The organism is Anaerobiospirillum sp. NML120511 (assembly GCF_023050955.1).
Lineage (GTDB): Bacteria > Pseudomonadota > Gammaproteobacteria > Enterobacterales > Succinivibrionaceae > Anaerobiospirillum.
Map to the genome: position 1 here is coordinate 1 of NZ_JALKIK010000043.1, position 25125 is coordinate 25125.

The following is a 25125-nucleotide window of genomic DNA, read 5'->3' on the forward strand; positions in this document are numbered from 1 at the left end:
TTATTTAAATTTGTTTTTGTCTTATTCCGCTTATTTATCGCAAAACTAGTAAGAGTCTTATGCACATCAATATTTGTCATTGACGGATATCTATTTATTTAGTACATAATTGTGGGAAAGTTTTATTCAAATTTTTGAGATTAATTTTTAAAAAATTGTGCCGAAATTATTAAGTTCAAATTAAAAAGACAGGCTTATTTATCAAGTTCTTTACACTCACTTAACAAGAACTTGACTGTTATCCATGTGGCTTGCCTTAATTTACCGGCGGCAATAATTGCCCCCATCAAAAAAAAACCGGTGCCCACCATACCAGGCGAGCACCGGTTTTTTGCTTTGTGAAAACAATATCCAACTAAACTCAGAGCAGCTCATCTGCAACCTGATTCAGGCAGGCAGGCTCTGCTCTCCTGCCAGCCCGCTCGCCTGCCTGCATCCCTCCCTGAGTACCTGCCTGCCAGCTCAGCCCTGCACTTCCATGCCGTGCCATGCATACCATTCTTGGGCAGCTTATGGCTGCCCAGGTCAGGTTCTTGGAGGGGCTGGCTGGTTTGAGAAGGTCAGGCTAAGTCTGTTGCAGTTGAGGTTAGCTGTCAGACATGATCTGAGGATATGCCGGCGTTCTCAAGAAGCATGTAAGGAAGCTCGGCTCCTGAGACAATCTGCATTGACTGGCTGCCACTGGCTGCCCCATCGGCTGCACTGGCCGGAGCCTGGTGATTGCCCGCTGCTCCATGCTTGCCAGCAGCTACTGCAGCAGCCGGGTCATCGGCATCAGCAATGGCACTGCCGTCAAAGCCTGCAAGACCGTCTCCTCCTAGCGCCACCATGACATTCATGGAGGCATTGAGCAAATCACGTCTTGCTGACAGCAGCTTGCTCTGGGCACTTCTTAAGGTATCTGAGGCATCAAGCACCTCACTTAAGGCGGCGCTGCCGTAACGGTAGCGCTCAGTCATACGGTCATAGTTCTTGCCGGCAAGCTCGTATTCAAGAGCTGTACTGCCAATCATCTGTTCCTGATAGCGCAGGCTGTTGAGACCGTCTGAGACTTCCTGTACAGCAGTAATAAAGTTGTTGGCAAAATCAAGGCGTGCCTTATCGCGGGAGACCAGAGCACTTTCCTTTTGCAGGGACAGCTGATTGTAGTTGAAGAACGGGAAAGTCAGAGCTGCCCCAAGCGTGCCCACAGGATCAAGCAGGAAGTTGCCAAGCGAGGCAGCCGAACCTGTTGCAACCGCAGCATTGAGATTGAACTGAGGGTAGAAACTGGCGCGGGCCTCGTCCACATTGGCAAAGGCAGCGCGGACACGGGCTTCACTGGCCATGAGATCAGGTCGGTTCTTTAACAGTGAGGCAGGCATGTTGACCGGTACTGAGGGGCAGACTGTGTTCTGCAGGGCCTTTTCAGTTACTGCACTGTCTATATTGCTGTCAGCAAAAGCTCCAAGAAGAGTGTTAAGCGCATTACGTGCTGCGGTAAGCTCATAGCTGCGCTGATAGACACTCTGCTCTACATTCTTGTGATTCACCAGGGCCTGATCATATTCAAGACCATCGGCAGCGCCCTGAAGCTGCTTTTCCTTAATCAGAGCCAGACGCTTATAGGATGCCTCAAGCTGATCTTCAGCAAGATCAAGAGCCTCGCGGGCAAAGGCATAACTCCAGTAATACTGACTGGTACGCTGAATAATGCTAAGACGCATTGCCCGGTAATCAAAGGCACTGGCACGGAAAGACTCCCATCCTGAACGCGATGCAGCATCGAGGCGGCCAAAGAGATCCAGCTCATAAGAAAGGCCGAAATTGCCTGATGATGACCTGGTACTCTGGGAGCTGCGGCTTAAATCCTTGCGGCTGCCTGATGACAGAGCGGCTGTAACTGTAGGATGCAGAGCTGTGCGGGCAAGGCCATAATCACTTTGAGCCTTTTTAAGATTGAGCCAGGCAGTATTGATATCGTAATTGTTTTTCAGGGCGCCATCAATCAGAGCACTGAGATTGTCATCATTAAAGACACGGTAAAAGTCCGCTTCCAGTGGGTTATCGCTGTCAGCCTTATGAGCATAGCGACTGCTGGTACTGGCCGCATCATCGCTGCGGGCATCGGAACCGGCCTGCGTCCCGGATCTGTTCTGTGCACCGGAAAACAACTGTGCCCCGCCCCCAATCGGCCCACACAGACGCGGATCTGTTCCTTCAGGCTGCATGCTGGTACCGGTTGAGCACGTGTACCGCTGCCTGTCCATGCCATAGCCCTGTGGAGCACGAATGGCATTTTCATACTCGGTTTCATTAATGGAGCATGAGCTCAGGAGCAGACAGCTAAGTGCCAGCAATGTGCTGCTCAATCCTTTATTCTTAGATAAATCCACACTCTAATCCTTCTGAAAAATGCCATTACCGCACGCTGAGCCTGCAGGCGCATCATGCGCCTGCACCTGTTTAAGGTAATCTCATCAGCCCCTGCCGCCGACCTGCCGGCAAGCCCCGGCCCGGCTCTCAAGCCTGCCAGTCTCACCGGCGCACCAGGTCTGCCGGCCTCTCCGACTCACCAGGCCCGTCGGCCTCACCGACTCACCAGGCCCGTCGGCCTCTCCGACTCACCAGGCCCGTCGGCCTCACCGACTCACCAGGCCTGCCGGACTCACCGACTCACCAGGCCCGTCGTCCCTATCGACTCACCAGGCCCGTCGGCCCTATCTACTCACCAGGCCCGTAGGCCCTGCCGGGCCAGCCCGGTCATCTAACTGACATTAAGCCCCCGATAAGAAAGATATGGGGACAGGTTGCGACAGTTGCAAGGCTTTAATGGTCTGTTTGCTGTATCCAATCCATCTGGACCGGAGGTCAGATAACTTTAGAGCTCTGTTCGTGAACTTACTGAGTGCAGCCCTCTGCACTCATCAACAATTATCAGACTGAGTTATTAGCTGCTGCTTAGGCAGATCGCCTTTTGTCCTAATAATGGGAGTGCCGCTATGTCATCCTCTCATAACCTGCCCTGGCGAAGCTGCCGAAGAAAGGACCGGCCCAATCCGGCCTCAGATACGGGCAGGCTTCCTTAACGCTTACATATTTATGATCATCTTGGATAAAATTGTGCCATGCGATCAGGGGATTATACCTCATGGCTGGCCACAGGCCGCCTGACAGATGGCTTGTCCGATGACCATGCAGCCTGATAGCAAGGCAGCTCTGACCGGTGGCACACCCGGTGGCACGGCCGGGGTCGGATGGACAGCAGGCCAGGCCTCCTGGCGGGAGGTACTGTGACGGTGACCGGATGGACAGCAAGCCAGGACTCCTTGCGGGAGGTACGGACGGTAGTCGGATGACCGACAAGCTGGGAAACCAGACAGGCAGCACGGCCGGTGGCCGGGCAGTGGCGGACAGGACCTGGCTGACGAAAGGAATGGCTGGGCATCATGACTCTCAATCAATAGAGCCAGATCCCGGACTGAGGCGGCAGGAAGCAGACGCACAAAACCCCTGGGGCGGCATCCCTTCCCAGAGGAAATGGACGACAGGTACTTTTGTTCCTGACATTGAGCAGATGTTATGCGGAATTTTAACCGCATATTTATCAGGTTTTATGAGGTCCGGCACTCCATTGATTTACACTGATATCGGGTAACTAAGCCGCTTGCTTGATGAAGGAATCCTTTATTTATCAGTATGCTTTTGGCTGGGCCATCGACAAGAGGCAAGTCATGCTCCTATTAGTGACAGCTGATAAAAGCTGATATATAGGCTGTTTTTTATTCCTGCAACTCTCTGCTCAATGTCAGTGTTCAGGCATGGTCAACCGGTCTGACAGCAGCTGCTGAAGACGGGGTCAACCATACCTGACAGGTTAGAAAGCTTCTGAGTTGAGGAGACATCTAACTTTTTGGGGGCAGCGGTATGTTCATGGAAGCAGCCCTTTGCTCAAGCCTTTCACCCCTAGCAGCCATAGCATGGCTCCTTGAGCGGGCATATTCAGCTATCTGGAAAAACACAATATTCATGTGTTGTTTAGCTCATTTGCACAATATTCTGGAATGCTCGTATTACCGTTAAGGCACGCTACCCAATAACTAATATTAGTCTGGCAGATGTTTAATAGTTATCTATAGCTAACCGCTCTCAATTAGAAGTTATAACGAGCAGTACCAGTTAAGGTAAACTCATCAACATTGGAAGATCCTTGATAGCCCAGGCCTGCACCAATGTATAACGACGCGTGTCAACAGTTTTAGTGACACTTGAGATTAGAGCGCCACCCAGGATTTGTTAGTTTCAGTCTCCAATCAAATGTTTGGCAGCAGACATTTGATTGTGATCTCAGATTCCGAAATCACTGTGCAGGATTACTCTCCAAGACCCTGGCCATGTCCAGCGTCAGCTGGACATGGCCATTCATTGCTCATGGTAGTGTCTGGACCTTGCCCGGAGCCCACCAGGTCCCTTGATACTCTAAAGTATCACCAGCTGAGCCTCAGTCCGGAAATCGGACTGAGGCTCAGCTTATTTCAACCTTCATTAATGTTTATGCTACTCAGCCTTTTATGGCCCGTATGAGCCCCCTTACCGTCAGAGCCTCTGACAAACAAGTAACCAGAGAATCGACGGCTCCCACCGCTTGAGGATCGCAACATGCGGCCTATGACATAACGACATCAAAGCTGTCGCAGAAAAGGCTGAAAGCTCCTACTGTCCCAGCCTGCTGGCTTGCCGACCGCAGGCCACCGGCCGTGCCAGCGGTCAGTTATGACTGGCTTGCCGTCCATCCGGCCACTGGTCGTCCAGCGGTCAGGGCTGCCTGGTCTGCAGGCCACATGGCCAGCGGACAAGCCATCTGTCAGGCGGCCTGGGGCCTGCCATGCGGCATAATCCCCTGATCGCATGGCACTGTTTTACCCAAGATAATCATAAATATGTAAGCGTTAAGGAAGCCTGCGCGCCAATGTGCGGCCATGCAGTCTGAAACTGGCGTGTCAGCCAGCAAAAAGCCCTCTTTGTCAGAGGGCTTTTTGCTGTAATTCAGGAATCGAGGTTACCTGTGGTGATCACCGAGCAGGTCAGCTTTGCTGGATCTGCTGATCAGGCTGCCGGGACTGCAGCTCTTGCTGCTCCTGCTGATCGGCCTCCTGCATGCTTTTAGCCAGCAGCTGCAGATCCTCAGGATTGGTGATTCTTTCCATAATGCTGATTGTATGGTCATAATCTTCAACTGGAGTCAGGCCCTGACGCTCACGGCCCCAGGCATGCATAACCTCGCCCAGGTAATCCTCCCAGTATGGTGGTTCAATGCCGAAGACTTCACGGATGCGGTCGCAGTTGAGGCGGCTGTCACGTGGACGTTTAGCCTTGCTGCGGAACTCCTCGCTGGTAATGGAGAGCACGTTGACATCGTGATTGAGCAGCCCCATAGGGATAGCACGGGCAAAGATGGTGCGGGCAAAGTTATCCCAGGTAGTAGGTTCATAGCCACAGAAGTGATAGATGCCGTAATCAGCAAAGTCCTTATCCTCAAGGATGCGCTGAGCCATGATTACCAGGGCTTCGGCAAGAGGTCGTACCGGGGTTGGATTGCCCAGCTGATCGCAGACAACTGCAATTTCACTGCGCTCCTGAACCATGGAAAGCATGATCTTGACGAAGTTGCGGCCAAAGGCGCCAAAAAGCCATGAGGTACGAACTATGATGTGGCGGCAGCCAGAGTTAATGATGCAGTTTTCACCCTCAAGCTTGCTGCGGCCGTACTCACACTCTGGCTTTACCGGATCGGTCTCGCGGTGTTCACGGCGCTTGACGTCAGAAAACACATAGTCTGTAGAGATGTGAATCAGCGGAATGTTGCAGGCTGCGCAGGCCTTGGCAATATTGCGCGGACCAAGAGCATTGACGTTGAGGGCAGCTGACGGCTCGTCCTCGGCCTTCTCCACATTGGTATAGGCTGCAGCATTAATCACCAGATCAGGCATGCTGTCGCAGATAGCACTCATAACTCTGTCAGCTTCGGTAATATCCAGAGTTCTGTGATTTGCGGCAATTACTGTATGTCCCTGCCTGAGCAGAGCCAGCTCAACATCCTTGCCCACCTGACCATTTGCGCCGGTCAAAAATATCCTGGCCATAATTGCTGTCCTGAAAAATCAAAATAAAGGGCTGACTTGCGCCAGCCCATAATCTCATATCAACCTGATGCCATCCCGCCCCGCAGCCCTGCCGCAATCTCGCCCGGCTGCCCGCTCACCTCGGACTCAGCGTACTGAGCTGCAGTCATATCGGAAGCTGCCCTGCATGCGATGCAATATGTTGACAGCCACGCACGACAGTATCACGCTGCCGGTTCGTTCATGATGGATGCATGACGCAGGATGCTGGATGCTGTATAGCACCGAATGTGCTTACTTGTCCTCGCCCAGAGCTACCTGCTCTACCAGGGCTTTGGTTACCTCATAGCTGGCATGCAGTGACGGTACCGGGAGGCACTCGTAAATGCCATGACAGTTGAGAGGACCTGCAAAGATATTTGGGCAAGGCAGGCCACGACAGCTGAGGTTGGCGCCGTCAGTACCGCCGCGAACATACATTTCAGTAAGCTCAATACCGGCACGCTCAAAGGCCTTGCGGCAGTAGTTGACGATCTTAGGGTTTTCCTTGAGTACAGTTTCCATATTCTCGTACTGCTTGACGAAAACTGCCTCACAGGAATTGATGCCGTAGCGGGCATTGATCTCATCTACCAGGTGCTCCACAAAATTGTGGCGGCGCATCAGACCATCCTTTTCAAAGTCACGCAGAATCATCATGAGCTCAGCCTGCTCGACATTACCCATGACATCATGTACATGGTAGAAGCCGTCACGACCGGTAGTGGTCTCAGGAGCCTCATTGCCAGGGAGCATGCTGATGAAATCGCTCATCATCTTGAGGGCATTCTTCATCTTGCCATAGGCAACTGCAGTGTGAACCACCTTGCCCTTGAAGATAATCTTGGCACCCTCGGCATTGAAGGTAGCAACATCAAGCTCACCACGCTCACATCCATCGATGGTTACGGCAAAATCGCAGTCAATAACATCAAGGTCAAGATAGCGGGTAGAGCGGCCAATTTCCTCATCAACTGAGAACACGGCAGTGACAGGACCATGGACCACGCGATCATCGACCATGTGCTTGATCAGGTGCATGATGACAGCAATACCGGCCTTGTCATCACCACCGAGCAAAGTGGTACCGTCGGTTACCACAATGTCCTCGCCAATATGACCAGCCAGCTCAGGAGAGAGCTCGTGGTCAATTACATCACCAGAGGCCAGCTCAATACCGCGACCTGCATAGTCAGTTACCAGAGATGGTTTGACATTGGCAGATGAGGCATCAGGAGCGGTGTCCAGGTGAGCCAGCAGACAGAGACGCTCTTTGTTCTCGTAGCCTGCAGTGGCAGGGATGCGGGCAATAATCACACCTTCCCTGGTCTGTACAGGTGAGAGCTTGAGGTTGGAAAGGATGTTTAACAGACGGGCGCCCAGTCTGAGCTGACCTGCGCTGGAAGGCTTTTCCTGACTGGTAAAGTCAGCTCTGGTATCAAATTCGAGCAGTTCAATAAAAAACTTGAGCAGATCATCTGTCTGCATCTTTTCTTTTAATGCCTCGATATCGCCTTTTTGCATAACTGTGTGCTCCTGGTTTGACAGGGACGCGCCCTGCATACTGCTGACTACAGCTGCCTCTGAGGGCAGCGCCCGCCCTGACAGCCACAAACGCTAATGGCTGCAGAAAATAATCTGGCCCCTATTCTATCTTATGGCACAGCTCAGATCCCTGATATGACACTCCGATAACAAAAATTATGGGCTTATCAGACCAGGTGCTCACTCAAAGGGCAATATCAGCCATGGACAGCCCGTGGCGCTACCTGACCTCCCAGCTGCCTCATACAAGACCTCCCTGCAGTTTCATACCCACGCCACCGGCAATGAACTGACGCACGCCACAGGTAATGACCTGACGCCCGCCATTCCGGCATCAGCAAGACCATGTCCTGGGTCTTCCCCACCGAGGTTACAGAAAAAAACAGCCAGCTGGAAAGCCCGGCCGGCTGTTATTTTTGGCTGTTACTGATCACTGCACCCGGTCAGGTCAGTCATTTTCTGGAACGCTCATTTTCCTGCGCATGAGCACCTGCCATGACTACTCACGTGCCAGAGCCTCGATAGGATTAAGGCGGGAGGCTGAGCGGGCCGGCATGAAGCCAAAGGCAATACCAATTACCGAAGAGGTCACAACGGCTGCAACAATGGAAAAGACCGAGTATGACAAAGTGATGGCCGGTATAAAGTGCATGAGCAGCTGGCCTGTCACATACGAGAGAATTACACCGAGCAGGCCACCGAGCATACAGACCATGACAGCCTCAATCAGGAACTGGGTGAGAATGTCAGACTGACGTGCGCCAACGGCCATACGTATGCCAATCTCCCTGGTTCTTTCAGTTACTGAGACCAGCATGATGTTCATAACACCGATACCGCCTACCACAAGGGAGATTACGGCAATGGCTGAAATCATCAGAGTAAAGGTGGAGGTGGCACTCTCAATGGACTTCATGATGGTGTCTGATGACTGCATGAAGAAATCCACACGTCCATGACGGGCAGCCAGGGTAGATTTGATTGAACTTTCGGCTACTGGAGCTGCAAAGCCCTCCTTGATACGTACCACAATTGATGACAGATAGTCCTGGTTGACCAGACGGGCCATAACCGAGGTATATGGCATAAAGACATTGGGATTCTCTCCTCTGACAATCCAGGAGTCAGAAGGTGCCAGTACGCCAATAATCTTTACAGCAATATTGCCCACTATCAGGGTCTTGCCCACAGGTTCTTCATACGGGAAGAACAGCTTTGCAGCATTGTTGTCAATTACGGCTACCTGCTCCCTGCCATCAAGCTCCTGCTCTGAAAAGATACGTCCATCTTTGAGAGTCAGTCCATAGACACGGAACAGATCCTGGGAAACGCCCTGAACAGAGGCATTAGACTCTTCAGAGCCACGGCGCAGCAGACTGCTGGTCATAATGGTGGCCGAGACCGAGTCGACAAAAGGCTGTCCTTTGAGCACCGACAGATCACGCGGGGTGAGAGAGCGAACTCTTCCTGATCGCACATCGCCAAAACGTGTACCCGGATAAATGGTAATGGTATTGGTACCCATAGCAGCGATATTGGCAATGATACGGTCCGAAGCGCCTCGTGCCAGCGCTACAACTGATACCACGGCCATAATGCCGATAATGATGCCCAGCATGGTAAGCAGGGTACGCATACGGTTAGAAAGCATGGCTCTATAGGCCATGACAAATGCTTCCTTGAAGCGATCCAGATACGAGCTCCAGGTGCGCGACCAATGATTCTTTACCAGAGTGCCACTGGCACCGTGACCAGCTGCTATACCGCCACTGGCAACATCAGCTGCACCAGATGCTGCAGCACCACCGGCCCCGGCGACACCAGCAGCTGCTGCCCCTGCTGCGGCGCCCGCTCCTGTACCGGCTACGGCACCTGCTGCTGAACCTGCTGCAGCGCCCGCTCCTGAAGAGACTCCGGCCTGGGAGCCTTGTTGTGCATGACTGTCTGATGTTTCATTAGTGGATGCTGCCGAGGAGCCTGCCTCATGAGTCTCATCATGACTGTCAGAAGAGCCTCTTAAAGATGAAGCAGATGCCACATGCTCATTGATGGTATCTGACTTGATGTTGCCATCTTCAATGGCGATAACGCGGCGGGCGCAGGCTGCAATGCGCGGATCATGGGTAACGATAATGACGGTATGACCAAGGGCATTGAGCTCCTGCAGGGTGCGCATTACATCCTGACCTGATCTGGTATCAAGAGCGCCTGTAGGCTCATCAGCCAGAATAATCTGGCCGCCGTTCATCAGAGCACGGGCAATGGATACGCGCTGCTGCTGACCGCCAGAGAGCTGAGATGGACGGTATTCAGTACGTTCGGCCAGTCCCAGAGTTTCAAGGAGCATGCGGGCACGCTCATCTCTTTTGCCTTTACGCACACCGGCATATACAGCCGGCACCTGGACATTTTCCCGGGCACACAGATGGCCCAGCAGATGATAGCGCTGGAAGATAAAGCCAAAGAAATCACGACGCAGTGCGGCCAGCTCATCAGGCTCCATATTGAGCGTATCCTGCCCCATTACGCGGTAGCTGCCGGCACTTGGGTTATCAAGGCAGCCAATGATATTCATCAAGGTTGACTTGCCCGAACCTGACGGACCAATAATGGCCAGCATCTCCCCTGCCTGTACGGTAAGGTTGATGCCATGAAGCACCTCTACTGTTGATGTACCTGACTGATAGGAGCGGCGTACATCTTTAAGTTCCAGCAAAACCTCGGTTTCCACTCACATTCTCCTCTACTGACCGGTCATGTCACTGAGATAGCGTACCGTACTCAAATCCAGGGACCGCCCCTCAACGCCTGCGGCTTATGGCACCTTTTGTCAGGCGTATTGAGCGTGCAGCCTTGCGCCTTGCCTATGCAGCCTTGCACATTCATCCCTGGCATTTCGCATTGCGCGTGCAGCACTGGCATGTCGCTTTGCTCGTGCAGCATTGGCATGTTGCTTTGCGACTTATACCCTGCATATGGTGCACGGCTCATGACGCCAGGCGTTTAGAACATTGGCGGGCCGCGACGGCGGTTTTGGGAAGCTGAATATGCTGCAGTTGCGACATCATCGCCAATGATGAGAGGAATTGAGGTATCAAAATTACTGTCAAGGACCTCGATATACTGATCATCCTTAATGCCTGTTTTAATCGTAACCGGTACAACTTCCTCATCTACCAGCTGGTAAACAGTAGCCTCAGAGCTGCCAGCACGTGTCTTTAACGCAGCCAGCGGCACGGCTTTGACCTGCTTTGCTCTGGCAATGGTAATTTCAACCTCGGCTGTCATGTCGATACGCAATATGCCTTCACTGTTATCCACATCAAGCAGTGCATTGTAGTAAATTGCTGTTGATGACATGCCGCCTGTAGATGCAGCACCGGATGCAGTTGAGCTTTCAGCTGATGCCGGAGCCGGATCAATGGAACGCAGCCTTGCCTCAAAGTAGCGATCTGGCAGGCCCATGATGGTAAAACGGCAGTCCATGCCCGGAGCCACCTTAACCACATCTGCCTCAGAAATCTCAGCTTCAACAGTCATGGTCTGCAGATCAGCAAGACGGACAATGGTAGGTGTGGTCTGATTGGCGTTTACAGTCTGACCTTCCTCTACAGGCAGGGCGAAGACTGTACCGTCCATTGGAGCAAGAATACGGGTATATCCAAGATTGGTTGCGGCATCAGCTACAGAAATCTTTGCCTGCTCATACTGGGCATTGAGAGCATCGAGGTCAGCAAGGGCCATTTCATACTGGGCAGCTGCCTGCTGCGCACTCTGCTCTGAGGTTGCCTGCTTTTTGAGCAGATTCTTCTGACGGGTATTTTCAGCCCTGAGCATTACCAGCTGAGCCTTTTTCGAGCGTATCTGAGCTGCAATCAGACTCTCTTCAGCCTGAGCTCGCTTGAGATTGTTTTCCTGAATGTCAGGGTCAATCTCAGCCAGGAGGTCACCCTCACTTACTCTGTCGCCTCGTGAGACATAGAGCTTTTTAATCTGACCTGATACCTGGGCACCAACGTCTACTGACACCTTGCCGGCAATAGTACCGGTAGCATAGACCTTTTGCTCAATATCGCGAACTGCAGGCATAGCAGTCATATAGGATGGAGGATCAACCTTAAAGGCACTCCATCCTGCCCAGCCCAGCAGCACCAGGGCAGCTGCTCCAAGCACTCCGTATTTGATCAACCTGTCTTTTTTCATCAAAAAACTCACAAGAAAGAACTACAACAAGTGTCAGAAGCATCAGGCCCTGCCTCGTCAATCCAGGCTGAGCACTGTTATGCCCCGTCACCTGACTGCTTCGTACAAACACGCTGTCATACCAGCCCCGGGCAAAGTTATTCCCGCAATCATGGTAATACCGGCAATGACGCAATGCCGCCAGCAGCCTGTGGACGCACGACTGATAAACAGCCTCACAACAGGCGTACGGACGGGGCTGTTGACACTGCACGTCCATTGCCGGAAAAGCATATGCGCAGGGGGTACGATCATATACCGGAAATAAAACCCTGAAAGATGGAAAATCATTGTCCTGATTGCAGTGCAGATTCATTAATATAAAGCACTGAGGGCACTGAGGGCCTTGCGCCCTGAAAAAGACAATATCAGACCAGCCTGGCTGGAGGTGTACTGCCAGGACTAATCCGTTGTGCCATGACCCGGGCCGGGGATAAATAATTCGCTCAGGTTGCCGCATGCACACCTTATGGCATACGGCGCCATGACTGAGGCAATCTCTTCAGGAAGTGAGCACAGATGATCCTGGACACAGGACCGGGCTCATTACAGTGGCCAGTACCGGAGGCAGTACCTGTATCAGGCCAGCTGGATGGCAAAACTCATACACCTGAATTATTTTGAAGGTGGGATTTTATCAAAAAAAATTAGCCTTAGCTAACTATTCAAATAACTTACAACATAAGCCAATGTGAAAGTGGTCAATAATCCCATACTGTCAGTCTTTATGGCACTACTAGCATACAAGAGCAAAACACAGCGCAGACATAGCAAGATACAAATTTTTCCCGGCCATCCCACTGCCCTGATCCTGGTCATTTCTGTCGCATGCTATCTGTCACACAGATAACCCGATCTATGTCATCCCGGTACCCTGATCCAGGTCATTTCTGTCTCATGCTCTCTGTCATACATCTATCCCGATCTCTGTCATCCCGGTACCATGAACTACGTCACTCCTGTCTCCTGCTGTCAGTCATCCAGCTCATCTGCTCTCTGTACTCCCACTGCCCTGATCTCTTTCATACCTGTATCCTGATATCAGTGACTCAGCTCATCATCACTGTAACCCCTGCCTCGTCATTGCTGTCTGAAGAGGTGCAGATCCGGGCTGTCTTACTGCCATTGCAAGGGCATCAATATGTGCTTTGGGCTGTGCTTATGCTCACAGAGCTGAATCTTTGCAGACCCTTTTGGTTATAATTCATCATTCCATTTTTGATTTATACCCATATCTGTCAGGAGCGCCCCTATCTATGATCTCCTTTGTGCTTCATCAAGGCCGTGAAAAATCACTGCTGCGCCGTCATCCGTGGATTTTCTCCAAGGCTGTTTCCCATGCTCAGGACAGCAAGACCGGCCAGCCTGCAGATATGGACAAGGTTAAATCAGGCACCCTGTGCAAGGTTGTTTCCAGCGATGGCAAATTCCTTTGTTATGCCCACTGGTCACCAAGCTCTCAGATAGTGCTGCGCGCCATTTCTTTTAATGAAGAAGACCGCATAGACTACGATTTTGTCAAAGAGCGCCTGCGTGCCGCCATTGCCCGCAGAGCTCCTCTGGTGGCCCGGGGCGATCACGGTATCCGCCTTGTGGCAGCCGAAGGCGATTTCATGCCTGGCCTGATTGTTGACCGCTTCAATAATGTTATCTGCGCTGCCCTGTCATCTGCCGGTATGGAGGCTCTTTATGAGCATATCTTCCGCGCTCTGCATGAGCTGGAGCCTGACTGCTATCTGTACGAGCGTTCTGATGCCAAATCGCGCCGCAAGGAGAATCTGCCGCTGCGTGCCGGCCTTGTAGATCCTGAGGACCTGAGCCGCGCTTATAACCTCAGGGACGGTCAGGGCAATGCCCTTAAAGACTCACGTCAGATTTCCAGGGTACGCCGCATCGACGATGGCGAGGGTGGATCAGAGTTTATCGAGCTTGATGAGGCCGTTCCTGATACTCTCTTTGTTCAGGAACGTGGGCTGGTACACATCCCTATTGATGTTAAAAACGGTCATAAGACCGGCGGCTACCTGGACCAGCGTCAGAGCCGCTACCACACCTATGAGCTGTGCCGTACCTTTAAGACCATGAGCGAGAATTGCAAGAAGGGTCCGAGCGTACTTAACTGCTTCTCCTACACCGGCGGTTTTGGTCTGCTGGCCCTGAAGGGCGGAGCCGGTGCTGTTTATAACGTGGATGTTTCCGAGCATGCTCTTAATGCAGCCCGTGAGGGTGTGGTGGAGAATCATCTCGATCCAGGCCGCTGCAAGTTCATCAAAAAGGATGTCTTTGAATATCTTCGTGAGCAGGTGGCAGCCGGAACCAAATTCGATATTGTCATTCTTGACCCGCCAAAGTTTATTGAAAACCGCAGCAACCTCAACAGCGGCTGCCGTGGCTATCAGGACATCAACCGTCTTGGCATGCAGCTGGTACGTCCAGGCGGACGACTGCTTACTTTCTCCTGCTCTGGCCTCATGACTGAAGAGCTCTTCCAGAAGATTATTGCTGATGCTGCCCTGGAGGCCAAAGTTGAAGCTCAGATAGTCACCACCCTGCGCCAGGACATTGACCACCTGGTATCCCTGCCATGCCCTGAAACCTTCTACCTCAAGGGCTTTGAAATCCTCATCAACTGACCGCACGGCCGCAGTCCCGGCCTGCGGCTGCAGCTCCCGTACTAAGACCTCCATCGGTAATCAGGCTGAATCTGCAGCGCTGCCCAATTAGTTACCTGTAAATCCATTACCAGCCTTATACCGAAAGGCTATACCAATGACTTCAGATTAATAGTCCAGAAGTAGCAAAAGCAGCCTGAGTTTGCCTTCATGGATCAAAGGTATGAGCTGCAAAGTGCTATGAGCTTTACAGTTCAAAGCAATGGCAAAGATCAGCGCCTGGTCAGAGGAATACACTAACCATTGACACAGGACACTACTGCATCACGAAACTGGCGCATAAATGCTGTTTTTGCCAGCTCTCCTCCTGCTGCTCTACAGCTCTGACAGTCAGCAATTTCAGGATTTACCTTTCCTGGTGACAACTCACGTAATGATATGGTGCTGATAAACATACGTAAATCATCCGGGTTAGCTCCCCACTTCTGAGCAAAAGCATTGCTGCTTATGAAAACTGTACCAAACTCTGGATTGCCACAGCTACAGCTGCATATGAGCTTATTGATAAGCTCATCCTGGTCTTCGGCAGGTTCCACAGCCAGTTCATCGGCTTCAGGCATGTGTGTCTGATGCTATGGTGGGCAAAAGCGTATAATACTGGGCAAAAATCTAATCATGCAGGCAGGAGATGGACCTAATGGCGGCCTCAAACGAACAGTCAAAAATCGTTGCGACCTTAAACATCAACGGAAAGAATGTGCCTATGAATGCCGAGGCATTCGGCAATTACGTTTGCAGCAACTACAGAAATCTCAATTTCATGTGGACCGAGCAGTTTGCTCATTACCGTGATCATCATGTCATGGCTGAAGTGCTTGGTAGACTCAAGGATGGTCTTGATGATGTCTCATGTGAGTACATAGACCTGCATGAGCGACTGGTGGAGCTTGCCCGCTCCGACAGTGCCATCCTGGTAAAGGAAAGCTATGCCTGGACAAATGTTGACCGTGCTCTGCTGGATAACTACATACAGAAAAAGGAAGCTGACAACCCGCCTTTCCTCAGGCAGGTAGCTCAGGACTGGGGCTCGAGCTTTACCAGTCTTTATGGTCTGTACGACCTGCCAGCTGGCATGCTGGCCTCCCTGAATGGCAGGGACATTATCGATGCTGGCGGTTTTGTGGGCGATACCCTGCTGCTGTTCAAGGCACTGTTTGGCAACTCAAAGCTGCACAGCTTTGAGCCTGGTGACCTGAGCTACAAGCAGCTGAGCAACATGCTGGCTGATGATATTAAGGCAGGCAATATCCTTGCTCATAAGAAAGGCCTTGGTGAAAAGCCGGGCACCATCAGACTGAGCAGGACCAGAAGCATACCGGATGCTACTGCCTCCATGGCCATTGACTACCATAAGGGCGATGACTTCTATGAGGATGTGGAGGTTATTACCCTTGATGATTACGTCAGGGAGCATAACCTTGATGTGGGCCTTATCAAGGTAGATGTTGAGGGCTTTGAGCCAGAGGTTATCAGGGGCGCACTGGAGACCATCAAAAAGAGTCACCCGGTACTGGTACTGGCTTTCTACCACACCCCCGAAGAGTTCTATGAGCTCAAGAGCTATATTGAGAGCCTCAACCTGGGCTACCGTTTCCAGGTGCGTCGCAGCTCCATCTGTCTGCCCCTTACCGACCTGGTGCTGATTGCCTACTAAGAGACCTGCAGAAGGCATGCGTGCCTGTTAGTGCGTGGCTAAGCATGAGAAATGGCCTGAGCCGGGCTCTGGATATGGGCATGGGCTGCAATTGGTCTCTGTGTTTGCCAGAGCAAGGACAATATCCCCGGTATGAGCACATCTCTGGACTTACCCTGCACTGTGCGCCATGGCTTTGATGCTACCTGATGCCCGATGGCATAGTGGAGAGGTGAGGTCCTTTTAGCTGCAGCCTGTTTCACTGTAGTGCTTTTATTAATGCGAGGGCAGCTCCTGCATGGCAGGGGCTGCCCTCAGCATTTTGGGTTCGGGCAGTTTGACCGAACAGCTCAGACCTTGATGGTCAGGCAGATTGGTTCGGCACTTTGGCGGCTCGGTGGTCTGGTGTCTGGACTGCGGGTATTGGCGGCTATGTAACAGTTCCTGGCGGCTTATCATCTCTGTGCTGTCGGTTTCACCATTTGGCCGTGCTCAAGTGGCGCCCATGCTCGTTTGCCTCTATGTATATTGAAGTAAAACACGTCTGAGAGCTGGCCGGGAGCATGGCTGCGTCAGGGTACGGGGGCCTGAGCAAGGTGGCAGGGGCTGGGAGGAGTGGCTGGTATTTGAGGGGCTGGGATAGTCAGTGTGACGGGGTGAATATGGATGTCGGTTTTGTCCAGGGATTAGTGCCTTAGCCATAACCATAATTATTGCCTGACTTTACTCAGGTCATGAGCAGCACTTATATAACCAAACACATAAATACCTCACTTGCATATACGTTCATTCTAGTGTTTTACCGTACGGTAAAACAGCATGAAGTTTTACCGTACGGTGAAATACCATAAAGTTTTACCGTACGGTGAAAAATGGTGCACTGTTTTTCCCCTATTTCCTCCTGATTTCCACTATTTTCTCCTACCCTCCTTAAAGCCAGACCAGGCCAGGCCAGCTTATTACGGCTCAGAGCAGGCTTGAGTCTCAGAGTCAGCCTAAGCCTCAACCTCGGTCCCGGCTTCCCTCCGATTTCAGACTTTCACCCAACAGCCACCAGCCACCAGGACATCTGTTATGCCTTCTGTCTGAGCGCTCTTTCCATGTCAGTCACCCTTCACCAGACAGGTGACTCCCTGCCATGCAATCAGGGAGTTAACGTCCAGATGTATAAAGGCCAGTCATATCCCGGACACAGTCCTTTCAGGCATACATCCCATGCCTGTGCTGTCTCTTGCCCCTGCATCTGCACCCGCCAATATTGAAAGCCCTGCTCTTTGATTAATGATGCCTTGGCTTATGCACCACACCAGCAAGACCGCAGTTTTACCGTACGGTAAAAATCTGAGACTTTGCAGCACCAGCATGTGAGCCTGCCAGTCCTCGCTGTGGAGCAATATCGCAGCATAAGGTAGCGTTCAGGTGCTGTGCTGTATGGCTAATCTGGCATACCTTGCATGCCATAAGTACGCTCAAATGCGCCAAAACGCGTGCCTTTTCCGTGCCTTACTGTGCACTGTTTTTAAAAGTACACATCAAGGCACGAATATGATATATATCAGCATAAAGGTATTTTGGACAATTATAAGAATGCCCTGCGCTAGATGGCTCAGACCAGCCCCGGCTATTAAAAAATGCCAGGCAATGAAATACTCCGCGACCACAGGGCATTATCCCTTTTGCTAATGCAGAGTCTGCCCATCACTTTTCGCCCTGCTCAAGTGTGCTACGCAACTGACGGCAGGCACTGCGGTGACTGAGCTTGCATGGGTCGTTGCTGGCCGGGCACAAGCAGATGTAAGCCTGTGGCTGTTGTCAGGTCATGGCTGATGCAGTTTACGAATCCGAGATTTATGTGAAAATTTTGCTGCTGTATGTAGCCCTGTCAGAGGTTGGAAAGGTGCCTGGTGTGTGCTGTTTTGGTGTGGGAAAAGAGCAGATTTTGCCCTCAGACGCACAGTGCCCGAAACCATTGAGGTTGAGCACTGATACGGACTGTGCATGCTTTTGCGGCGGGGATGCTGATCGGCGGCGTTTCTGCGGAGATGCTTTGGTGGTGAGGAGATGCTGTGGTGGTGGGGAGGTCTATGGCTGCTCGATTAGTGACTAATGGCTGAAGCTGTGAGCGTGCTTGATTTTTCAGCTTGCTGCTACCATGTAGAATGACAGTACAGCCGCACTTTGCCTGCAGTGCATCTTTTTATGATGAAGGTCAGTCAGCTGTGCATATTTCCATTCACCAGTTAAGGCAGAAGGACATTTTTATGGCTCCAGTTAATCCTCTGCTCAAATGCGGAGATCACCTGATTGCACGTCGTTTTGGCTATACCCATCACGGCCTGTACCTTGGTGATGGCAATGTTCTTGAGTATCTGCAGCATGACGGCGTCAAGATTGTAGATATCGAGGCCTTTGCTCATGGCCATGAAATCTTTATTCGTGAGCACCACAATGCCCGCTACAGCGGTATGGAAGCGGTGCAGCGCGGCATGATGCGCCTTGGTGAAAATCACTACAATCTGCTGACCCGCAACTGTGAACACTTCGTTAACTGGTGCATTGACGGAGTGGAAAACTCCCGTCAGGTCGATAACCTTATCCTGACCATTATTCCCTTCTACTCCATCTTCCAGAAATCAGACTTTCTCAAAGGCTGCCTCAAAATTGTCTTTGACGACCCCAGCGCCCTTGATCAGGCTCTGGCCCGTATCAATGCCCAGGAAGAGCGCGCCCGCGATCCCCAGCTGCGTGCCCGTGAGATAAGTGAGGACTTTTTCGGCACCAGCCGCAATGGCATAGTTAATCTGGCCACCCTTATTACCACAGCCTCCCAGCTTTCAAGTGAATATGCCCAGTGGGCTCAGCGCAAGCACAATGGCATTACCAGTCTGCTCGCCAGCTCCCTGAGCTTTTCAGCTGACGCCATCAACAATATCAGTAACAAGCTGGGCATAAGGTTCTACACCTCATCCCTGGACAACGACTTCAACCCGGCCATGGCTGTTGCCGGAGCCGGAGCTACGGCCAATCGCCATGCTCCTGGCTATGCAGCGGCCCATGGTTCGGTCGATGCAGCCCTGCAGGCTGCAGCTGAAGCCTCTGCAGCGCATTCCTACCCCGCCCTCACCGCCGCCCCAGCAGGCAGCGGCCCCGGCCTGAGCGCCCCTGCTGCCACAACTGACGGCCAGACGGACCGCCTGAACTCAGACAGGCTGACAGCCTCGGCCTGCCCCGCAACAGACAATCCAGGCTTTGAGACCAGGAGCAGCTCACTTACAGGATCAGACGCAGCCCAAGGATCTGAATCAGCACCGGCCGGAGCGCTCACTCATTTTTCCTATGCCTCTGACCGGGACACTTTGCTTACCAGTGCCGGTATTTCAAGACTTGCCCGCAGCCTCGAAAAGGTTCCTGCAGATATGGCTGCCCATGGCATTAAAAAGGCCGACAAGACCATTCGTGACAGTATTAAGGTGATAAACCTGGTAAGCGACTTCTTTCATCGCTCCCGCAGCAATGACCCTGATGAAATTCAGCCTCATCATGAGTCGTTACCAGGACCGTCACATGTCAGGGGCTCCCCACATTCAACCTCTGCAGCTGCTGCAGCTCCAGCAGCTGTTGCATCTGACAGCCAGGAGCCTGCAGCAGGCGCCCCTGCAGCTGCTCAGACTGTGGCCGAGCCTGATCCTTCAAGCTTTACCTCGGCATCAGCCTACTTTAATTCCCGCGCGCGTGCCCAGCAGGCCAGCGAGGTAAGACGAGCTCAGAGCACAACTCAGGAAGGCCAGGGCTCGTCCCCATGCCCATGGGACAACCAGCTGCCTCACATTCACATCAAGCTTATGCCTGAGATGTTTGTGGCCGCATTCCGTCATATTGATGCTGCCAATGAAAAGCTCTCCCGCCGCCATGCACGAGCACATGCTGATATGCCAGCCGGCCTTGACCACAGCGCCACTGCCGGGCTCAACAGCCATACCGCCAGTGATATCACTGCCTGCGCCCGCTCCATGTTCAGCTCTCAGATGGCAGCCGATGCTGCTGCCGCTGCCGTGGCAGCCCGTGCCCATGGCAACACCTCCGGCACCGGCTCAGCCACTGTATCTGACTGGCCGGGTGACCTTGCAACTGACTGCTCTCCTTACAGCCCTCAGTGCACCACAGATACAGCTGAGCAGCGCAACAGTCAAAGCCTCAATCAAGGCACAGCTCAGGATTCAACCTGCTCATCGGCTTCGTCAGCTGCCGCAGCCGCAGCCGGCGCCACATGCGCTGCAGGCGCTGCTGCCGAGGCTGCAGCTGCTGGCACCACCGGACAGACAACACGTGACAGCCGCAACCTGTCGCTCAATGATATGGCAGTCAAAGTAATCTCCCAGGTTCAGACCGAACTGGCCCGTGATATCCGCCGCCATAACCAGGCCTCAGGCACTGACCGCTCCGCCCCGAGACAGTAGCCTCCATGTAATACCTGTTTATGGCCGACAGCACGACAGCCAGGCACTTTTCAACACGATCGGTATTTATGATTCATAACCGGCACTGAGCCCTGGTATCGCAAGATGCCGGGGCTTTTTGTTCTGTATCTGCCCGTTGAGACAAAGTGGTCCGCCCATGCCTGTCCCAGGTGCCTCACGAAAACAGGCTGCAGCTCAAATATGTTCCAGGACTGGTCATACCTGCTCTTAAGACATCACTGTGCCGGCACTTCAGCCGGCGCGCCTACTTCACGCACTGCCCGCCCACATGTCTTTTACAGCGGCTGTCGTCGGCCCGGCCATGCATTTACTGTAGGTTAAGGTCCATTCAGGGCGGCCATGATTATCATGGAGTCACTGGTCTCCTGGGCGGCCCACCAGTATTTAAGCCATGGCCTGTACCAGATGTCAGGCCGGTAATCAGCACTACCCTCAGGGCGCGATTGAAAGCCGTGTTTTCTGCCTTTTCAGATGAAAGTGGGCCTCACCTGGCCAAAAAAAGCCCCGCCATATGGCAGGGCATTACTTATGGCCCCAGGGCGGGGCCTACCTAAGCTAAAGGGTAGAAACTGACTTGTTGCCATAACTGCCTCAGGCAGTGGAGAAGTTCAAGAATATGCAGCTGACAGTTGAGCTTTGCCTCTCAATGCCAGGCCTTTGTACCTGCAGGTGCAGGTACTTCAGGGGCTGCGCATTCAGGCTATGCTGCAGGGGCTGCACATGCCGGTGCAGCAAGTCAGTTAACTGTTCTTTGTGTTCTGCTCACCGGATACTGTCCTGTCAGCAGGCAAGCTGCAATGCAGATCCTGGTTTTGCAGCAGTGTGAACGGATTTAAGCTCCTGTCTCATTGCCCTCAGAGCCAACATGCCTGGCGGGGATGGCCCCATGGCCTGGCTGGCATCGCCCTCATGGCGTGGCAAGCACGGCCCCCATGGCATGGCTGGCCTGGCATGGAACAGTACTCATGCATGGCGGGCAAGCCATGAACCGAAATGCTGTTATCAGAAGGAGCGGGCTGTAGTGTCCGGATTTTTCTCCTTGATAAACAGATAGAGCAGGCGGCCGCCCAGCAGAATGCTGGCGCAGGACAGCGAGAAGATAAATCCCAGCCAGAAGCCTTCGGCCCCCTCAAGGGCATCGCCCAGATAGCCATAACCAAGGGAGTAACCTACAGGCATACCGACAATCCAGTAGGCCACAATAGTCACAAGGAATATAGTGCGCGAATCCTTGAAGCCACGTAAGATACCGATAGCCATAACCTGCAGGGTCTCAGGGAAGAAGAACACCACGCAGTACGTCATCAGTACCGGGGCCAGCAGGAGCACTTCAGCATCATCTGAGTACAGGGCCGCAATCTGCTCGCCCGTGAAAAAGAGCACTGAGGCGCCAATGAAATAGAAAGCTACAGCAAGGCTGGTTGAACTTAAGGCGCGTTTGCGGGCGTGGGACCAGCTGCTGGTACCCATGGCCTCACCTACCTCAATTGAAGCGGTGGAGCTCAGGGCAATTGGCACTATGGCCAGCAGACCTGATACGTTCATGGCAATGGTATGGCTGGCCACTACTACAGGACCAAAAGGACTGAGCATGATGGCAACCAGGGAGAAACACAGAGTCTCAATCATGCCGGCAATACCAAGTGGCAGAGCCAGCTTGAGGAAAGCCAGGCACTGGGAGAAAGTTACCGGCTCCCAGCGGGTATAAATACGTACTCTGGCAAAGGTCGGACTCTTTCTTACGTAATAAAGCATGCCCACAACAGTGAGATAAATGGACAGAGCGGTAGCTACACCACAGCCCACGCCACCAAGGGCCGGCATACCAAGATGACCAAAGATAAAGATGTAATTAAGCGGGATGTTTAAAATGAGGGCCATGCAGCCAAACATCAGGGTAGGACCGGTCTTGCCCAGTCCCTCCCAGTAGGCACGCAGCACGTTGAACATGGCAAAACCCGGCATGGCAAGGCCTACAGCCACCAGATACCACTGACCAATGCTGACCATGTCCTGATCAACACCTGGGAACATGCGGTAAACCAGCGGCACCAGCATGATGATGATGCCTGTGATTACGGCCAGAGCCACACAGCAGACAGTGGCAATCTGCATACGCAGCGCTACCTTGTGCAGCTCACCATTGCCTGCCAGATTGGCAATCAGAGGATGAATGGCCAGAGCCATACCCACAACAAAGAGCTCTGATGGCCAGAAAATAGAGGATCCGATTGCTACACCGGAAAGTTCCAGAGTGCCGGCGGCACCGGCCATTACTGTATCCACCACGCCCATGGAGGTAGCGGCCAGCTGCCCCATGAACAGAGGCAGGAACAGAGAAAGGGTGTGAACAATCTGAGCAAAGAAAGTACGCTGAGCCAGTTTCTTTACCGGAGCAGAGCTGGCGGCCTTCTGGGCGGCTTTTACCGCAACATTACTGGCGGCAACTGCAGCTTTGGCAGCCACACGGGCTGTTGCCTGACCTGCCTGAGAGGCGGCACTGACGGTAACCTTGCCGGCTTTGCCTGCCACAGTGGCTGTAACCACAGCCGCACGGGCTGCAGCCTTGACCACAGCAGCTGACCTGTCAGCACCGGGCTTTACCAGATTGAGCTCAGCACCTGTAGCATTGACATCAAAGGCAGCCTCACAAGCTACTCTGTCTGCTCCCTTCATATTCCTGTCAGCTCCGCTCAGAGCCCTGTCAGTATGAAGATCAGAGTGGAACTGGGCATCAGCGCTCTCAATGCGGGCACTGCTGCCTTTGCGGGTTACGGGAGCGCCCGCCCTGACAGTACTGCTCTTATCAGCGGCCACGGCTGCTGCCACAGCAAGCTGCTCAGGCACAGCCACCACAGCGGCACTTTCAGCACCTGCACCAGCGTCAGCATTGGCTCTTTCAACACCAGTACTTTCGGCACAGGCGGCTGACTCAACACAGTCAATGCCAGTCTCACCGCCCACGGTGGCCGCAGCGGCATCAGCCGCTACTGCAGCAGAACCTGCAGCTGCAGTAAGGTTTGCAGCCGTGGCTTCAGCCGTAGCGGACGCACCGGTCTGATTCTGAGCCTCATCATTTGAGGCAGATGGGGAAAGGGATGATGATCTGGTGGTGTCAACGTCGGCCCCGACCACACGTAAGCCGTGGTCGTCAGCCACTATCCGCACCTCAGGGTCTGCAGATTTGAGAGCGTCCTGAGATGCTGGTGCAGGCTTGTTAACTGCGCTGTTGGGAGCGCTGCCAGCACTGGCTGAAGACAGAGCTGCTTTTACCTGATTTTTGTAAGCCCTGGTTTTGACATTGGGAGCCACCAGGCTGGAGTTACCGACAACAGCGGTGCAGGAACGGGCCTGAAGAGCCCCTGAGCGCTTGTCTTTGACAGCACGGACTGCTGGAGAGGAAATAATCTTGCTCATACTTAACCTCCTTGTTTGTAAAGCAAGTTGGTAAGCAAGCAGGACCAGAGGCGTGGTACCGGGCAGGCTGGCTTAAGAAGACCTGCCTCAGGTCACCCCGACAGGGAAAACCTGCCTGAGGTCAGACTGACGGGACAGGCTGGACCAGGGTCAGTCTGACAGGCACGCACCGGCGATATTGTCCGGTTCAGTCAGCGTATACAAAGCTGGAATAAGAGGGCTGAGCGAGACACAGCAGGAGGCAGGATATGCGCACTGCTGACAGACTCAGGCCTTTTATACCTGGCTGTACCTGTGAAGGTTCATTTGTGGACATGCTTAAGATTGATATCCGGGCTGAGGCCGGACAGAGAGATGAACTGTCGTAGCGCCTTTCAGCCCGTCAGCTGGAGCAAAATGTCTTCCCATAACTGACCTGAAACTTTCTTCCTTTGAGCACAGCCGCAAGCTCCATGAAAGACCTGCAGAGTCACCGTATGTGTCAGCGTATGTGCCTGCGCCTGACCTTCGGCCCTACAGCGCTGCGCGCCTCAGATCCGGCGGCGGCACAGCCACAGGAGTATTGACTGCATGAGTCTCAGGCGGCGGCTTTGCTCAAATTCAGGCATAAAAGCTGGATACAGCTGTGCCTGATAACCTGTACCGTTAAGCACAGGCTGGATTATATTTAGCTCAGGTATGTTCAGATTATTTTGCTTTGGCTGCCGGAGGGATGGTCATTCAGGATGCGGACCACTCAGAGCGGTCCAGGGGCAAAAGCCAGACTGAAGCTGAAAAACACAGGAAGAGAGAATCAACACTGCTGAAATTTCAGACTGCCAGTGCTGAGCAGATTTTGTGGATCCTGAACTGTTCCCTGCCACGGAAAATCACAACTGCAAACTTGAATTGTAATTTCGCTGCGCACGATGCGCAGGGCAAAGAGCCAGATGCTCAAGCTTAAGCAGGTTACCACGGCAAAGAAAGATGATTCTGATGACTAACTGCGCCTGGTATTA

At 52.9% G+C, this 25125-nt stretch carries 9 protein-coding genes; 3 read left to right on the forward strand and 6 right to left on the reverse strand.

Features of this window, described 5'->3' with window-relative positions; all coding sequences use genetic code 11:
- Positions 1-593: 593 nt before the first annotated feature.
- From MXE39_RS10455 to MXE39_RS10480, 5 genes are all read right to left on the reverse strand, one after another.
- Positions 594-2375, reverse strand: coding sequence for a TolC family protein (locus MXE39_RS10455; RefSeq protein ID WP_246978619.1), 1782 nt, complete (start codon positions 2373-2375; stop codon positions 594-596).
- Between the two features lie 2688 nt (positions 2376-5063).
- The gene (gene rfbD / locus MXE39_RS10460; RefSeq protein ID WP_246978620.1) at positions 5064-6122 is read right to left on the reverse strand and encodes a dTDP-4-dehydrorhamnose reductase; all 1059 of its coding nucleotides are present in this window, start codon (positions 6120-6122) and stop codon (positions 5064-5066) included.
- Between the two features lie 273 nt (positions 6123-6395).
- The gene (pepT, locus tag MXE39_RS10465; RefSeq protein ID WP_246978621.1) at positions 6396-7664 is read right to left on the reverse strand and encodes a peptidase T; all 1269 of its coding nucleotides are present in this window, start codon (positions 7662-7664) and stop codon (positions 6396-6398) included.
- A gap of 520 nt (positions 7665-8184) precedes the next feature.
- Positions 8185-10416: a MacB family efflux pump subunit gene (locus MXE39_RS13110; RefSeq protein ID WP_348647428.1), complete on the reverse strand. Its 2232-nt coding sequence runs from the start codon at positions 10414-10416 to the stop codon at positions 8185-8187.
- Positions 10417-10688: 272 nt separating this feature from the next.
- Positions 10689-11873, reverse strand: coding sequence for an efflux RND transporter periplasmic adaptor subunit (locus tag MXE39_RS10480; RefSeq protein ID WP_246978622.1), 1185 nt, complete (start codon positions 11871-11873; stop codon positions 10689-10691).
- A gap of 1310 nt (positions 11874-13183) precedes the next feature.
- On the opposite strand from MXE39_RS10480, the gene MXE39_RS10485 reads away from it, so the two are divergent.
- From MXE39_RS10485 to MXE39_RS10495, 3 genes are all read left to right on the forward strand, one after another.
- On the forward strand, positions 13184-14560 hold the full coding sequence (locus MXE39_RS10485) for a class I SAM-dependent methyltransferase (RefSeq protein WP_246978623.1): 1377 nt from the start codon (positions 13184-13186) through the stop codon (positions 14558-14560).
- A gap of 676 nt (positions 14561-15236) precedes the next feature.
- Complete coding sequence (locus MXE39_RS10490) at positions 15237-16253, forward strand: FkbM family methyltransferase (RefSeq protein ID WP_246978624.1); 1017 nt, start codon at positions 15237-15239, stop codon at positions 16251-16253.
- 2240 nt (positions 16254-18493) lie between these two features.
- The gene (locus tag MXE39_RS10495; RefSeq protein ID WP_246978625.1) at positions 18494-20689 is read left to right on the forward strand and encodes a lecithin retinol acyltransferase family protein; all 2196 of its coding nucleotides are present in this window, start codon (positions 18494-18496) and stop codon (positions 20687-20689) included.
- A gap of 1023 nt (positions 20690-21712) precedes the next feature.
- Here MXE39_RS10495 and MXE39_RS10500 read toward each other — a convergent pair.
- Complete coding sequence (locus MXE39_RS10500) at positions 21713-24127, reverse strand: MATE family efflux transporter (RefSeq protein ID WP_246978626.1); 2415 nt, start codon at positions 24125-24127, stop codon at positions 21713-21715.
- Positions 24128-25125: the final 998 nt, after the last annotated feature.

Bases quoted from the DNA above. Each gene is read 5' to 3' on its own strand.
- MXE39_RS10485 (WP_246978623.1), top strand. From the start codon at position 13,184: ATGATCTCCTTTGTGCTTCATCAAGGCCGTGAAAAATCACTGCTGCGC.
- pepT (WP_246978621.1), bottom strand. From the start codon at position 7,664: ATGCAAAAAGGCGATATCGAGGCATTAAAAGAAAAGATGCAGACAGAT.
- MXE39_RS10495 (WP_246978625.1), top strand. From the start codon at position 18,494: ATGGCTCCAGTTAATCCTCTGCTCAAATGCGGAGATCACCTGATTGCA.
- rfbD (WP_246978620.1), bottom strand. From the start codon at position 6,122: ATGGCCAGGATATTTTTGACCGGCGCAAATGGTCAGGTGGGCAAGGAT.
- MXE39_RS10490 (WP_246978624.1), top strand. From the start codon at position 15,237: ATGGCGGCCTCAAACGAACAGTCAAAAATCGTTGCGACCTTAAACATC.
- MXE39_RS10500 (WP_246978626.1), bottom strand. From the start codon at position 24,127: ATGAGCAAGATTATTTCCTCTCCAGCAGTCCGTGCTGTCAAAGACAAG.